13 protein-coding genes are annotated in these 14,769 nt (G+C 61.3%); 9 read left to right on the top strand and 4 right to left on the bottom strand.

Annotated elements, in window-relative coordinates; all coding sequences use genetic code 11:
- Nucleotides 1-116 precede the first annotated feature (116 nt).
- Nucleotides 117-3,029, bottom strand: coding sequence for an aminotransferase (locus PMI01S_RS04990; RefSeq protein ID WP_084318257.1), 2,913 nt, complete (start codon nucleotides 3,027-3,029; stop codon nucleotides 117-119).
- A 176-nt stretch (nucleotides 3,030-3,205) separates the two neighbouring features.
- On the opposite strand from PMI01S_RS04990, the gene rfbB reads away from it, so the two are divergent.
- The 7 genes from rfbB to PMI01S_RS05025 are packed head-to-tail and all read left to right on the top strand — an operon-like array spanning nucleotide 3,206 to nucleotide 10,291.
- A complete protein-coding gene (gene rfbB / locus PMI01S_RS04995; RefSeq protein WP_084318258.1) occupies nucleotides 3,206-4,288 on the top strand; it encodes a dTDP-glucose 4,6-dehydratase in 1,083 nt (360 codons plus the stop codon).
- Complete coding sequence (gene rfbA / locus PMI01S_RS05000) at nucleotides 4,285-5,160, top strand: glucose-1-phosphate thymidylyltransferase RfbA (protein ID WP_084318259.1); 876 nt, start codon at nucleotides 4,285-4,287, stop codon at nucleotides 5,158-5,160. The genes rfbB and rfbA overlap by 4 nt, the downstream gene beginning before the upstream one ends.
- Nucleotides 5,157-5,702 carry a dTDP-4-dehydrorhamnose 3,5-epimerase gene (rfbC, locus tag PMI01S_RS05005; RefSeq protein ID WP_084318260.1) on the top strand — a complete coding sequence of 182 codons (546 nt, stop codon included), beginning with the start codon at nucleotides 5,157-5,159 and terminating at the stop codon, nucleotides 5,700-5,702. The genes rfbA and rfbC overlap by 4 nt, the downstream gene beginning before the upstream one ends.
- Nucleotides 5,699-6,568 (top strand): dTDP-4-dehydrorhamnose reductase, encoded by an 870-nt coding sequence (rfbD, locus tag PMI01S_RS05010; protein ID WP_084318261.1) that lies wholly within the window; start codon nucleotides 5,699-5,701, stop codon nucleotides 6,566-6,568. Before rfbC ends, rfbD begins: the two co-directional genes overlap by 4 nt.
- A gap of 36 nt (nucleotides 6,569-6,604) precedes the next feature.
- The gene (locus tag PMI01S_RS05015; protein ID WP_084318365.1) at nucleotides 6,605-8,413 is read left to right on the top strand and encodes a sensor histidine kinase; all 1,809 of its coding nucleotides are present in this window, start codon (nucleotides 6,605-6,607) and stop codon (nucleotides 8,411-8,413) included.
- The gene (locus tag PMI01S_RS05020; RefSeq protein ID WP_084318262.1) at nucleotides 8,410-9,795 is read left to right on the top strand and encodes a sigma-54-dependent transcriptional regulator; all 1,386 of its coding nucleotides are present in this window, start codon (nucleotides 8,410-8,412) and stop codon (nucleotides 9,793-9,795) included. The genes PMI01S_RS05015 and PMI01S_RS05020 overlap by 4 nt, the downstream gene beginning before the upstream one ends.
- Nucleotides 9,796-9,835: 40 nt before the next feature.
- On the top strand, nucleotides 9,836-10,291 hold the full coding sequence (locus PMI01S_RS05025) for a thioesterase domain-containing protein (protein ID WP_084318263.1): 456 nt from the start codon (nucleotides 9,836-9,838) through the stop codon (nucleotides 10,289-10,291).
- An 87-nt stretch (nucleotides 10,292-10,378) separates the two neighbouring features.
- Here the strand turns inward: PMI01S_RS05025 and cysQ are convergent, their stop codons facing one another.
- Together cysQ and nudE are read right to left on the bottom strand one after the other, a co-directional pair.
- Nucleotides 10,379-11,206 carry a 3'(2'),5'-bisphosphate nucleotidase CysQ gene (gene cysQ / locus PMI01S_RS05030; RefSeq protein WP_084318264.1) on the bottom strand — a complete coding sequence of 276 codons (828 nt, stop codon included), beginning with the start codon at nucleotides 11,204-11,206 and terminating at the stop codon, nucleotides 10,379-10,381.
- Entirely contained in the window at nucleotides 11,203-11,769 is a 567-nt protein-coding gene (gene nudE / locus PMI01S_RS05035; RefSeq protein ID WP_084318265.1) for an ADP compounds hydrolase NudE, read from the bottom strand. Before nudE ends, cysQ begins: the two co-directional genes overlap by 4 nt.
- Nucleotides 11,770-11,858: 89 nt before the next feature.
- On the opposite strand from nudE, the gene yrfG reads away from it, so the two are divergent.
- Nucleotides 11,859-12,521 (top strand): GMP/IMP nucleotidase, encoded by a 663-nt coding sequence (gene yrfG, locus PMI01S_RS05040; RefSeq protein WP_084318266.1) that lies wholly within the window; start codon nucleotides 11,859-11,861, stop codon nucleotides 12,519-12,521.
- A gap of 742 nt (nucleotides 12,522-13,263) precedes the next feature.
- Here yrfG and lysM read toward each other — a convergent pair.
- Entirely contained in the window at nucleotides 13,264-13,704 is a 441-nt protein-coding gene (gene lysM, locus PMI01S_RS05045; RefSeq protein ID WP_084318267.1) for a peptidoglycan-binding protein LysM, read from the bottom strand.
- Nucleotides 13,705-13,840: 136 nt separating this feature from the next.
- On the opposite strand from lysM, the gene PMI01S_RS05050 reads away from it, so the two are divergent.
- Nucleotides 13,841-14,728 carry a LysR family transcriptional regulator gene (locus tag PMI01S_RS05050; protein WP_084318268.1) on the top strand — a complete coding sequence of 296 codons (888 nt, stop codon included), beginning with the start codon at nucleotides 13,841-13,843 and terminating at the stop codon, nucleotides 14,726-14,728.
- Nucleotides 14,729-14,769 lie beyond the last annotated feature (41 nt).

The raw sequence follows: 14,769 nt of genomic DNA on the forward strand, positions 1-14,769 counted from the left end.
TTTTGATGACGCCTTCGCGGGCAAGCCCGCTCCCACAGGTTTCGCGTCGTGCTCATTATCAGCATCCGACATAAAACCTGTGGGAGCGGGCTTGCCCGCGAAAGCGATTTCAGGCCTTACAAACCTTCATCCAACACCTTCGCCATCATGTCGACAAAGAAATCCACACTCTGGCGCGACGTCACCATCGGCGGTTTGATTTTGAGGACGTTCAGATAATCCCCCGTCGGCTGCATGAAGATCCCCAGCTCCCGCAGGCGATCGCACAACGCCGTGGTTTCTTCGGTCGCCGGCTCCAGGGTCTCGCGGTCGCGGATCAATTCAACGCCCAGATAAAAACCGGAACCGTGCACCGCGCCCACCAGCGGATGAAGATCGATCAGCGCCTCAAGACGCTCCTTGAAATACCCGCCCACGACCTGGGCGTTTTCCCAAAGTTTTTCCTCTTCCATCACATCCAGAACGGCCATGCCGATCTGGCAACTGACAGGGCTGCCACCCGCCGATGAGAAGAAATAACCTTCGGCTTCCAGCGCTTCGGCGATTTCCCGGCGGGTGATCACCGCGCCCAGCGGTTGGCCGTTGCCCATGCCCTTGGCCATGGTGATGATGTCCGGCACCACACCCTGTTCTTCGAAGCCCCAGAAGAAGTGACCCATGCGCCCGTAACCGACCTGTACTTCGTCGGCGATGCACACGCCGCCTTGGGCGCGAACCATCCCGTAGACCTGTTTCAAATAACCCGGCGGCAGCGAGATACCGCCGGCATTGCCGTACACCGGTTCGCAAATGAAACCGGCCAGCTGGCGTCCTTGCGCGGCGATTTTCGCCAGGTTGTGTTCGACGCTACGCACATAATCCGGCGCACTGTCCGGGCCCCGGAATTCACCGCGATAGGTGTTCGGTGCCGTCACCGGGTGCACCCAGTCCGGGCGGCTGCTCAAGGCCTTGGGGTTGTCGGCAATCGACGTCGACACCGCGTCCGCGCCCACCGTCCAGCCGTGATAGGCCTCCAGCACGCTGACGATGTCGCGACCGCCGCTGTAGGCCCATGCCAGGCGAATTGCCAGGTCATTGGCCTCGCTGCCGCTGTTGACCAGGAACACCCGGTCCATGCCATCCGGCGACAGCTTCAGCAAACGCTCGGAAAATTCGGCAATCGCCGCGTAGTTGAACCGCGAGTTGGTGTTGAGCAGCGACCACTGACGGCTGGCCACCGCGGCCATGCGTGGATGGCCGTGACCGAGCACCGCGACGTTGTTGAGCATGTCGAGGTAGGAGCGCCCCTGCATGTCGATCAGGTGATTGCGCCAGCCGCGTTCGATGCGGGGCGGGTCAACGTAATAGTGTTTCTGGGTCCGGGCGAAACTGGCATCGCGGCGCGCCAGCAAGGTCTGCGAATCAAGCTCCGCTTCAGCGTCGCACGCCAGCCCCAGCAGCGATGCCGGCGACGGACACAACGCTTGCCAGGCCGCCGCGCGCGAAGGCGTGCAAAACAACGGCGCGTCGAACGAGGCGCCTCGGCACAACTGCACCCGCAACGGACCGCTGACCGCGCCCAACACCTGGCCTTTGACCAACGCTGCGCCGGTGTGCAGCGACGGCGTCACGCCCCACAGCCGCACGCTCAGCTGTGGACCGTCGAGTTGCAACACACCCGGCGACGGTTGATGGACCACACCGGCAAACGGCGATTCGACCGCCGTGCCCTGGGGCACTCGCAACTCGACATGCAGCGGGCACGTGTCCGGTTCGCTGGCACTGTCGGGGCGGGTGCGGGACAAACGGTATTGTCCGTAACGGCTGGCAGCCAGGCCGTGCGCTGCAGCCGCTTCGCTCAACAGGCGCTGATCGATTCCTTCCTGCTCCCAGTTACCGGCCTCGAAATGCGGGCTGAGTACGCCCAGGTCGATCAAGGCGAATTCACGTCCGACCAGGCTCGGCAGCAACGGCGCAAAGCCTTCGCTGCCAATGTCTGGCAGGCTCTGGCCGACAGACGTGAGGATCGCCGCTTCCATCAACGCCAGCGGCACCGAGGTGGCCACGCGGAAAATTTCCCACTCGTGGGTCAGGTTGTCGCGACTGTACTGGTTACCCGGATCGATGCTGACCTGCTGTTCGCCGCTGAGCACCAGCACCGCCGCCCGCGAGACGATCAGCGGCCACAGCGCCAGCAGTTCTTCGTGTTGCAACGGATTGACCGCGTGATAGGCCTGGACCGCCGGCAAGATGTAGAACGGATCGCCGCCGGCATGATGCAGCAGCGCCGCGCAGGTTACCGAGAGGTCGGTGATGCGCCAGGTGCGGATCAGGTCGCCGAAATCGATCACCCCCTGCAGTTGCCACTGGCGTTGCGAATCACGCTGCCAGACCACGTTGTCATCGGTGATGTCCATGTGGATGGCCTGCATCGGCAACTTGTCCACCAGCGGCTGCAAATGCCGCTCGGCCTGTTCGGCCACTTGCGCGATCAAGGCTCGCTGCGCGTCATCTTCAATGACCGGCAGCAAATGTGCGATCAAGGCGTTGGCGTGACGCGCATCCCACTGAAGGGTGCGCTGGAGACCCGGATGGTTGAAATCGGCCAGCGCCTGGTCCATTTCACCGCAGAGCCGGCCGAAACCGGCCACCACGGATCCGGGCAGATGGTCCAGGTGTGTGAGCGATTGGCCCTCGATGTATTCGAGCAGGCGCACATGCACCGCTTGCCCGCCGACTTCAAGTGACAGCAGGTCGGCGCCGTTCTGGGCGGCAATCACTCGCGGCACCGGCACACCGGAGTGCTCGGCCAGATGTTTGAGCCCGGCGTGCTGGGCTTGCAGTTCCAGCGCTGAATAGTCGCCACGGCAGATTTTCAGGACGAAACGCCCATGCTTACTGTCAACGCGGTAGTTGAGATCCTGCTGGCTGCCGAGCGCCTGCAATCGCCCGCTCAGCCCGTAATGCCCCTCGAGCAGCTCTAGCGCTTGCACCGCAGACACCTGCGGGCTGGGCAAACTGGCGCGATGAATCAACGTAGCGAGCGGCATACAACGACCCCTGAAATTTTATTAGGCACCTATATCGCCACTGCGTCGGTCGATAATCAACCCCCGCGCATCCATCAAAATCCAAATAGCCGTCACAACCCTATTGCACCACCCCTCTCCTGCCGACAAGCTATGCTCATTTGCTTCAATCGTCTTACAGATAAAGGCTGGCCAACATGCGTATTCTCATCACCGGCGGTGCCGGTTTCATTGGCTCTGCCCTGGTTCGCCACCTGATTCGGCACACTGAGCATGAAGTGCTCAACCTGGACAAACTGACCTACGCTGGCAATCTGGAATCGCTGACCAGCATTGCCAACGACACACGCTACGAATTCGTGCAGGCCGATATCGTTGATCAGGCCACCGTCAGCGCCGTGCTGGCACGTTTCCAGCCGCATGCGATCATGCATCTGGCGGCCGAGTCCCACGTCGACCGTTCCATCGACGGTCCGTCGGATTTCATTCAAACCAATATCGTCGGCACCTACAGCCTGCTCGAGGCCGCTCGCGCCTACTGGCAGACCCTGGCCGAACCGCAGAAAAGCGCTTTCCGCTTCCACCACATCTCCACCGATGAGGTCTACGGCGACCTGCATGGCGTCGATGACCTGTTCACGGAAACGACCCCGTACGCGCCGAGCTCACCGTATTCCGCCAGCAAGGCAGCCTCCGACCACTTGGTCCGCGCCTGGCAGCGCACCTACGGCCTGCCGGTATTGCTGACCAACTGCTCGAACAACTACGGGCCGTTCCACTTCCCCGAAAAACTGATCCCGCTGGTGATTCTCAACGCCCTCGCCGGCAAGCCGCTGCCTGTCTACGGTAACGGCCTGCAGGTTCGCGACTGGCTGTTTGTCGAGGATCACGCCCGCGCACTGTTCAAAGTGGTCACCGAAGGCGTGGTCGGCGAGACCTACAACATCGGCGGTCACAACGAGCAGAAGAACATCGACGTGGTGCGTGGCATCTGCGCACTGCTCGAAGAGCTGGCACCGAACAAGCCTGAAGGCGTCGCGCACTTCGCCGACCTGATCACTTTCGTCCAGGACCGTCCTGGCCATGACCTGCGCTACGCGATCGACGCCAGCAAGATTGAGCGCGAACTCGGCTGGACGCCCGAAGAAACCTTCGAGACCGGCCTGCGCAAAACCGTCCAGTGGTATCTGGAAAACCTGGAGTGGTGCCGCCGTGTTCAGGACGGCAGCTATCAGGGTGAACGACTGGGCGCCATCAATACCAAGGAGTTGATCGCATGATGAAAGGAATTGTGTTGGCCGGGGGTTCGGGCACACGCCTGCACCCGATCACGCTGGGCGTGTCCAAACAGCTGCTGCCGATCTACGACAAACCGATGATCTACTACCCGATCTCGGTCCTGATGCTGGCCGGCATCAAGGAAATCCTGGTGATCTCCACCCCGCAGGACCTGCCGCAGTATCGCAATCTGCTGGGGGATGGCAGTCAGTTCGGCGTGCATATCAGCTACGCCGAACAGCCTTCGCCGGATGGCCTGGCCCAGGCCTTTCTGATTGGTGAGGAATTCATTGGCAAGGATCCGGTGTGCCTGATCCTCGGCGATAACATCTTCCATGGTCAGCGCTTCAGCGAACAGTTGAACAACGCCGTCAATCGCCCTTCTGGTGCCACCGTGTTCGGTTACTGGGTCAAAGACCCGGAGCGCTTCGGCGTGATCGATTTCGACGACGAAGGCCGCGCCCTGTCGATCGAAGAAAAACCGACAGTACCGAAATCCAGCTACGCCGTAACCGGCCTGTACTTCTACGACAACGATGTGATCGACATCGCCAAGGCCGTGAAGCCCTCGCCTCGCGGTGAGCTGGAGATCACCGACGTCAACAATGCCTACCTCAAGCGCGGCGATCTGCAGGTCGAGCGCTTCGGTCGCGGTTTCGCCTGGTTGGATACCGGCACTCACGACAGCCTGCTCGAAGCGTCCCAGTACGTGCAGACCATCGAGCATCGCCAAGGGCTGAAAGTCGCCTGCCTCGAAGAAATCGCTTACGAAAAAGGCTGGATCGACCGCGAGCATTTGCTCGAGCGCGCCAAGTATTTTGGCAAGACCGGTTATGGTCAGTACCTTTACAAACTGGCTGAGGGTGGACAATGAATGTGATTGAAACCGCGCTGCCCGGTGTGTTGATCCTTGAACCCAAGGTCTTCGGCGACGAGCGCGGCTTTTTCTACGAGAGCTTCAATGCCAAGGCGTTCGAAGAGGTCACCGGCCTGAAGAGGCAGTTCGTTCAGGACAACCACTCTCGCTCGCAAAAAGGCGTCCTGCGGGGCCTGCACTATCAACTGGAAAACACCCAGGGGAAACTGGTGCGGGTAACGGTTGGCGAAGTGCTTGATGTCGCGGTGGACGTTCGTCGCAGCTCAGCGAATTTCGGCAAATGGGTGGCGGTGCGTCTGTCCGCGCAAAACCGTCACCAACTCTGGGTACCCGAAGGTTTTGCCCATGGGTTTGTCGTGTTGAGCGATGTCGCCGAGTTCCTCTACAAGACCACGGACTATTACAACCCGTCCGCCGAACGTTGCATTCGTTGGGACGACCCGACGCTCGCCATCGATTGGCAGCTGGATGAAGCACCCCAGCTTTCGGCCAAAGACCAACTAGGCAAAACCTTGCAAGAGATCGATCTGTTTCCATGAGAATTCTTATCAGCGGTCAACATGGACAGGTTTCAAGTGAGTTGCAGAAACGCCTGAAGGTTTTGGGGGAGCTGGTGGTTCCAGGTCGCGATCAGCTTGACCTGGCTCAACCGGAGCAGATTCGTCGGCAGGTGCGGCACGTTCGTCCCGACCTGATCATCAACGCCGCGGCTTATACGGCGGTCGACAAGGCTGAAAGCGATGCCGCAGCCGCTTTCGTCGTCAATGCGCAGGCCCCGGGTATTCTGGCTGAAGAAGCTGCGGCGCTTGGCATCCCGTTGATCCAATACTCCACCGATTACGTGTTCGACGGCCGCAAAGGCGCGCCGTACACCGAAACAGATGCGACCAACCCGCTTGGCGTTTACGGTCAGAGCAAACTGGCCGGTGAACAGGCGATCACAGCAGTACAGGGCAAGCACCTGATCCTGCGCACCAGTTGGGTCTACTCGGCACACGGCCACAATTTTCTGCTGACCATGCAACGCCTGCTGCAGGAAAAACCGGAGTTGCGCATCGTCGCCGACCAGATCGGAGCCCCCACCTGGGCCGGCACGATCGCCAACAGTACCCTCGCCCTGATCGAACGCTGGCAGGCTGGCGAGACTGGCGCCTGGGGCACTTATCACCTGACCGCGCAGGGTGAAACCTCGTGGTTCGGTTTCGCCCAGGCCATCGGCGAAGCGCTGCGGGAACAGGGAAAGCCGTGCGCAAACCTGCTGCCGATAACCACCAGCGACTACCCGACACCCGCCACCCGCCCGCTGAACTCACGACTCGATTGCAGTCGCCTGCAGCGCGAATGGGGCGTCAGTCAGCCTGACTGGCAAACTGCGCTGCGCGAGTGTCTTGCCGGACAAGCCTAGGCATAATGCGCCTGTACCCACAGGCGCCTGATGCTCATGAACTCGACCCTTCCCCGCCGACCCCGCTGGCGCAGCCTGGCCCTGCTTGCGCTGTGCCTGGCGCCATTGCTGTGGCCGCTGGAGCATCTGGCCGAGCGTTACTACCGCAGCGAACTGGCCGGACAGAACCGTCAGACCCTCGACCTGTACGTCGCCAACCTGCTGGGCACACTGCATCGCTATGAAGTGATGCCACAGATTCTTGGCGACCTGCCGGCCCTGCGCGCTGACCTGTCTGCACCGGACGACGGCGTAACCCAGGGCAACGCCAACCGACTGCTGAAGAACATCAGCGCCCAGACCGGTGCCGAAGTCATGTACCTGATGGACACCACGGGCAAGACGCTCGCCGCCTCCAACTGGGACAAGCACGACAGTTTCGTCGGGCGCAATTTCGCCTTTCGGCCGTATTTCAGTGAGGCCATGGCCGGGCGTCTGGGGCGCTTTTTCGGCCTGGGCACCACGTCGGCCAAACGCGGTTACTTCTTCGCGGCAGCGGTCCGTGATCGCGAAAAAATCATCGGTGTGCTGGTGGTCAAGGTTGACCTGGACCATACCGAAAGCCTCTGGGGCAAAACCCCGGAACAACTGCTGGTGACCGACCACAACGGCGTGGTCATTCTCACCTCGCGGCCCGAATGGCGGTTTCGCGCGACCCGTCCGTTGAGCGACGCCGAGCGTGAGGCGATCACCGCGATTCAGCCCTACCCGACCCGCGACCCCAAGCCTTTGAACCTCGATCCGGACGCGTGGCTGACCCAGACCCGGCAGATCGACGAAACCGGCTGGAGCGTCAGCATCCTTGCGCCGCGCACCCTGATCGACCGCCCGGTGCGCACGGTGGTCGCCATCGGTGGCGCGACGCTGCTGGTGTTGATGCTGCTGCTCGGCCTGATGATGCAGCGCCGTCGTCACTACCTCGATCGAATCGCCTTCGAAGCCAAGGCCCGTCGGGAACTTGAAGGCCGTGTCGCCGAACGCACCAGCGACCTCGAAGGCCTCAACCGTCGGCTGAAACAGGAAGTGCTGGAGCGTGAACATGCCCAGCAGGAACTGGTGCGTGCCCAGGATGATCTGGTGCAGGCCGGCAAGCTGTCAGCGCTGGGGACCATGTCGGCGAGCATCAGCCACGAACTCAATCAGCCGCTGGCAGCGATCCGCAGCTACGCGGAAAACGCCGAGGTACTGCTTGATCACGAGCGCACCGACGATGCGCGTGGCAACCTCAAGTTGATCAGTGAACTGACCGGGCGCATGGCCTCGATCATTGCGCACCTGCGGGCCTTTGCCCGACGTGATCGCCACGCCCCGGAAAGTGTCGCGCTGCAACCGGCGCTGGATGACGCGCTGGCGCTGTTGGCCAAGCGCCGGCGGAGCATGGAGGTCGAGCTGATCCGCGACTTGCCGGCCGCCACGCTGTGGGTCGAAGCCGGGGAAACCCGATTGCGCCAGGTGCTCGGCAACCTGCTGGCCAACGCGCTGGACGCGCTGACGGAAAAAGGTCCGCCGCGTAAACTCTGGTTGAGTGCCCAATCCACCGCCGACGGCGTCATTCTGTACATTCGCGACAACGGCCCCGGCTTTTGCATGGAAGCCCTTGGCCGCGCCAGCGAGCCTTTCTACACCACCAAGACCCGCACGCAGGGGCTGGGTCTGGGGCTGGCGATTTGCGAGACCCTGATGCGCGCCTTCGGCGGTGAACTGTCGTTCGCCAACCACAAGGAAGGCGGCGCCCTGATTACCCTGAAACTGCGCGCAGGCGCACCGGGCGTGAGCCTGCAACCGTCCGAGGACCGAAGTGCATGACCATCGACAACCGCATCCAGGTCGTGTTGATCGACGACGATCCCCATTTGCGTCAGGCCCTGAGCCAGACGCTGGACCTGGCGGGCCTGAAAATCCTGCCGCTCGCCGAAGCCAAGGGCGTGGCCGGGCAACTGGAGCGCGACTGGCCGGGGGTGGTGGTCAGCGATATCCGCATGCCGGGCATGGACGGTCTTGAGTTGCTGACCGAACTGCACGCGCAAGACCCCGAGCTGCCAGTGCTGCTGATCACCGGCCACGGCGACGTGCCGCTGGCGGTGCAAGCGATGCGCACCGGCGCTTATGACTTCCTGGAAAAACCCTTCGCCAGCGATGCCCTGCTCGACAGCGTGCGCCGCGCATTGGCCTTGCGCCGGTTGGTGCTGGATAACCGCAGCCTGCGCCTGGCCCTGAGCGACCGCAATGAACTGAGCGCGCGACTGGTCGGGCAATCGGCACCAATGCTGCGCCTGCGCGAGCAGATCGGCGCATTGGCGGCGACCAAGGCCGACGTGCTGATTCTCGGCGAAACCGGTGCCGGTAAAGAGGTCGTGGCCCGGGCGCTGCACGATTTGTCGAGCCGGCGTAACGGCCCGTTCGTGGCGATCAACGCCGGCGCCCTGGCCGAGTCGGTGGTGGAAAGCGAACTGTTCGGCCACGAGCCGGGCGCTTTTACCGGCGCACAAAAGCGCCGCATCGGCAAGTTCGAATTCGCCAACGGCGGCACGCTGTTCCTCGATGAAATCGAAAGCATGAGCCTGGACGTGCAGGTGAAGTTGCTGCGCTTGCTGCAAGAGCGGGTGGTCGAGCGCCTGGGTGGCAATCAACTGATCCCGCTGGACATCCGCATCATCGCCGCGACCAAGGAAGACCTGCGTCAGTCCGCCGATCAGGGGCGCTTCCGTGCCGACTTGTATTACCGTCTCAACGTCGCGCCGCTGCGCATTCCACCGCTGCGCGAACGTGGCGAAGACGCGCTGATGCTGTTCCAGCATTTCGCCGATGAAGCCAGTGCCCGCCATGGTTTGCCGCCCCACGAACTGCAACCGGGACAGCGGGCGTTGCTGCTGCGTCACACTTGGCCGGGTAACGTGCGGGAGTTGCAAAACGCCGCCGAACGTTTTGCCCTGGGCCTGGAACTGGCGCTGGACAACAGCGCGCCGGAGGGCGGGGCGAGCACATCGGTTGAAGTAGTCAGTGGCGGGTTGAGCGAGCAGGTGGAAAACTTCGAGAAATCGCTGATTGCCGCCGAACTGGCGCGCTCTCACAGCTCGGTCCGCAGCCTCGCCGAAGCCCTCGGCATCCCGCGCAAGACCTTGCACGACAAACTGCGCAAGCACGGGCTGAACTTTGCCGACCATCACCCCACCGACGAACTCGATTGAGCGACCGTCAATCCTTCCTCTTCAAGCAAAAGGCCCCTTCATGAACCGCGACAGTCGTCACCTGGAATCAGTCCTCCACCGCGACATTCCCCTGACGCAGGCCATGGGCGTCAAAGTGCTCGACTGGCACGACCAGCAGTTGCGCCTGTACTTGCCGCTGGAAGCCAACGTCAATCACAAGAGCACCATGTTCGGCGGCAGCCTGTATTGCGGCGCAGTGCTGGCGGGTTGGGGCTGGCTGCATTTGCGCTTGCGCGAAGAAGGGATTGAGGATGGGCACATCGTGATTCACGAAGGGCAGATCAGCTATCCGCTGCCGGTGACCACGGACGCCACAGCGATTTGCCAGGCGCCGAGTGCGGCGGTGTGGAAGAAATTTCTGGCGATGTATCAGCGTTATGGAAGAGCACGACTGACGCTGCATTCACGGATTGTGAATGCCGATAGCGGTGACGATGCAGTGACGTTTACCGGGCAGTACGTCCTGCACCGGTAAACCTCTGTGGGAGCCGGCTTGCTGGCGATCCAGGCGACGCGGTGAAACTGATAAACCGCGCTGCCTGGATCGCCAGCAAGCCGGCTCCTACAGATTAGCGAGAGTCAGCAGTTTTTCACGCCAAGCCGCTTTGGCCGGCAGCGCCAGGAAGAACTCGTTCCGCAAAGACTCCCGCGCCGGATAGCTGAACGGTACACCGCTCAACTCCAGCACTTCGCCGCCCGCACCTTCGAGAACGCCTTGCGCAGCCGCCGTATCCCACTGCGAAGTGGGCGCCAGACGCGGATAACAATCCGCCGCCCCTTCCGCCAGCAGGCAAAATTTCAGCGAACTACCGATATTCGCCAGTTGCAGCTCACCGAGACTGTCACTCAATCCGGCCAGCAAACGTTCCTGCTCCGGGCTTGAATGCCGACGACTGGCGACGACCGTGAAGGCCTCGCCCGGGGCGGGCACGGTGCGAACCTGAATCGACAATGGCTCGGCGCCTTTATCGCCACGCCACGCGCCCAGCCCTGCACCACCGACGTAGAAACGCCCGTTGGTCGGCATCGACACCACACCAAACACCACGCGACCTTGCTCGATCAGCGCGATGTTGACGGTGAACTCTTCACTGCCCGAGATGAATTCCTTGGTCCCGTCCAGCGGATCGACCAGCCACCAGCGCTGCCAGCCGGCACGCACGCTCTGGGGGATGTTGGCATCTTCTTCGGACAACACCGGAATGCTCGGGTCCAGCGCGGTCAGCCCGGCCAGAATCAGATGATGAGCGGCCAGATCGGCTGCAGTGACCGGTGAATCGTCGGCCTTGGCGGTCACCGCTGTGCCGGTACGCCAGAACGGCAGGATCGCGTCGCCAGCCTTCAATGCCAGTTCGACCACCGGCGCCATCAATGGATGCGGAAAATTCATGGCAGGAACACTCCTCGCTGAGTCAGCAGATCACGGGCCAGGTAGAGCGCCGCCAAGGCACGGCCCTCAGTGAATCGCGGGTTCTGGGCCAGGCCGGACAGTTCGCGCAGATTGATCTTGTCCACGCCCATCGGCTCGGGCTCGTCGCCCTCCAGTCGCTCTTCGTACAGGTCGGTGGCGAGCACCACCTGGATTTTCTGGCTCATGTAACCCGGGGACAGGGACAACTCGGTCAGGTGTTCCAGCTGTCGCGCGCCATACCCGGCTTCTTCCTTGAGCTCACGCTCGGCCGCCGCCAGCACGTCTTCACCCGGCTCGACCAAGCCTTTGGGCAGCGACAGCTCGTATTCATCGGTGCCGCCGCAATATTCCTCGACCAACACCGCGTGGTCCGAATCGATCATCGCCACGATCATCACCGCGCCATACCCGGCGCCTTTGCCGACCAGTCGCTCATAAGTGCGCTCCGCGCCATTGGAGAAGCGCAGTTTCAGCTCTTCGACGCAGAACAAACGGCTGGTGGCGACAATCTCGCGGGCGAGGATGGTGGGTTTCTGGCGCATGAGCGGCTCCTTGACGATAGCGGGTTACTATACCCGGCCTATCCTGATTGTTGACCTCGGATATTTTTTTACCGTTGGAGAAGTTTTTTATGTCACTGCTGCCGTGGCGCGACATCGACACCGTTCTGCTGGACATGGACGGCACGCTGCTGGACCTGCACTTCGACAATCATTTCTGGCTGGAGCACTTGCCCCAGCGTTACGCCGAGTTGCACGGGGTGAGCCGGGCCATGGCCGAGATGGAATTGCAGCCGCTGTTCGAACGCAACGCCGGTCAGTTGCAGTGGTATTGCCTGGATTTCTGGAGCGCCGAGCTGAAGCTGCCGGTGCGCGAGCTGAAACTGGAAACCGCCCACCTGATCGCGTTGCGCCCCGATGCGGACACGTTTCTGGAGGCCATCAGGAAGGCCGGCAAACGTGTGGTGATGATCACCAATGCGCACCGTGATTCGCTGTCCCTGAAACTGGAACGAATTGAACTGGCGCCGTACTTCGAGCGGTTGATCAGCTCTCATGACTACGGCTTCCCCAAGGAGAATCCGCAGTTTTGGGAGGCATTGCAGGCGGACATCGGCTTCGATCCGGCGCGCAGTCTGTTTATCGACGATACGTTGCCAATCCTGCGCAGTGCGCGGGATTTCGGTGTGACGCATTTATTGGCAGTGAGTGAGCCGGACAGTCGCAAGGGGCCAAAGGATACGGCGGAGTTTGCAGCGGTGGTCGATTATCGGGAGTTGATTGCCGGGCTTTAGGCCGAGGCGTCTGTATCGCCAGCAAGCCGGCTCCTACGGGGTTTGTGTCGTTCACAAATAATGCGTACGACTCAATCTGTAGGAGCCGGCTTGCTGGCGATGGTCATCACACGGTCCTGAGCCTTACTCAGCAATCCGCAACGACTGCCCCGGATAAATCTTGTTCACACCCTTGATGGCCTCGAAGACTTTTTGCCGGGCTTTAGACCGAGGCGTCTGTATCGCCAGCAAGCCGGCTCCTACGGGGCTCGTGTCGTTCACAAATAATGCGTACGACTCGATCCTGTAGGAGCCGGCTTGCTGGCGATGGTCATCACACGGTCCTGAGCCTTACTCAGCAATCCGCAACGACTGCCCCGGATAAATCTTGTTCACACCCTTGATGGCCTCGAAGACTTTTTGCCGGGTTTTAGACCGAAGCGTCTGTATCGCCAGCAAGCCGGCTCCTACGGGGTTTGTGCCGTTCACAAATAATGCGTACGACTCAATCTGTAGGAGCCGGCTTGCTGGCGAGGGTCATCACACGGTCCTGAGCCTTACTCAGAAATCCGTAACGACTGCCCCGGATAAATCTTGTTCACATCCTTGATGGCCTCGAAGACTTTTTGCCGGGCTTTAGACCGAGGCGTCTGTATCGCCAGCAAGCCGGCTCCTACGGGGTTTGTGTCGTTCACAAATAATGCGTACGACTCAATCTGTAGGAGCCGGCTTGCTGGCGATGGTCATCACACGGTCTTGAACCTTACTCGGGAATCCGCAACGACTGCCCCGGATAAATCTTGTTCACATCCTTGAGCATCGGCTTGTTGGCCTCGAATATTTTTTGATACTTGTTGGCATCGCCATACACGCGCAAGGAGATCGCACTGAGTGTGTCGCCCTTCACCACCGTGACAAAGGTTGCGGCCTTCACCACCGGCCCGGTCACCGTAATCTGGTCATCCACGCTACCGACCCCGGCGATATTGCCCACCGCCAGCAGGATCTTTTCCTTCTCTTCCTGGCTCGCCACTTCACCGGTCACCGTGACCTTGTCGCCATCCACTGTCGCCTGCACATTCGGGTTTCCCAGGCCGACCTTGCTGATGTGTTCCTTCAACTGCTCGCTGGCATTGGCGTTGCCGGGCGTCAGCAGGTCGATAAGCTTTTCACCTGCTTCTTTCACAAAGCTAAAAATACTCATGGTGCACTCTCCTTGGTTTTCAGATTCCAGACGCAAAAGCCTAGACCAAGGTTGCAACCCTCGGTTCCCACCCGACCAATGACGCCGCTTGCCCCCAAGGGCTAGAATCCCGACCTTCCCGCGCCCTGGAGCGAAGATGGACATCAAGCAGCTGAAATTCCTCATCGCCCTCGATGAAACCCGCCACTTCGGCCAGGCCGCCGCACGTTGTCACATCACCCAGCCGACCCTGTCCATGCGCCTGCGCAGCCTCGAAGAAGAGCTGGAGTTGCCATTGGTCAACCGGGGCCAACGCTTCGAAGGCTTTACCGCGCCGGGCGAGCGGGTGCTGGCCTGGGCGCGCACCGTGCTGGCGGCCTGTGACGGTTTGCAGGCCGAGGCCGCTGCCTGTCGCGGCAACCTGGTGGGTACGCTGCGTCTGGGCGTGGTGCCATTGTCGAGTTTCGATCCGCTGCCCTTGCTGCAACGCCTGCACGCCGAACACCCGAACCTGCGGTTCGAACTCTCGGCGCTGAGCTCCGAGCAGATCCTCGAACAACTGGCGAACAATCGCCTGGACCTCGGCGTGTCGTACCTGGAACGCCTGGACGCCGAGCGCTTCGATTCCCTGACCTTCAGCGAAACCCGCATGGGCCTTCTCTACGATCAGCGCTTTTTCACGTTCGGCGAGGCGCCGCTGAGCTGGGAATCGTTGATCGAACTGCCGCTGGGCATGCTCACCAGCGGCATGCATTTCCGTCAGTCCATCGATCACAATTTCCACAGCCGCGGCCTCACCCCGCAGCCGCTGTTGCAAACCGATGCCGTGCATCAACTGTTACAAGCTGTGCACGGTGGTTTGTGTTGCGCCGTGATGCCGCTGGATGGCGGGCTGGAAAACCTAACCGATCATCTGCGTTTACAACCGATCGAAAACGCGCAGACCCTCGGCCAACTGGGGCTGATCATGCGTCGCAGCGCACCGCGGTCGGCGCTGGCGGAAGCCTGTTTTGCGATCTATCAGAAATCGCCAACCATCTCTTGATCGACGCCATCTATCGGCAGATCAGTAATAGCGATTAGACG

It is taken from the genome of Pseudomonas migulae NBRC 103157, from assembly GCF_002091715.1.
GTDB classification, from domain to species: domain Bacteria; phylum Pseudomonadota; class Gammaproteobacteria; order Pseudomonadales; family Pseudomonadaceae; genus Aquipseudomonas; species Aquipseudomonas migulae_A.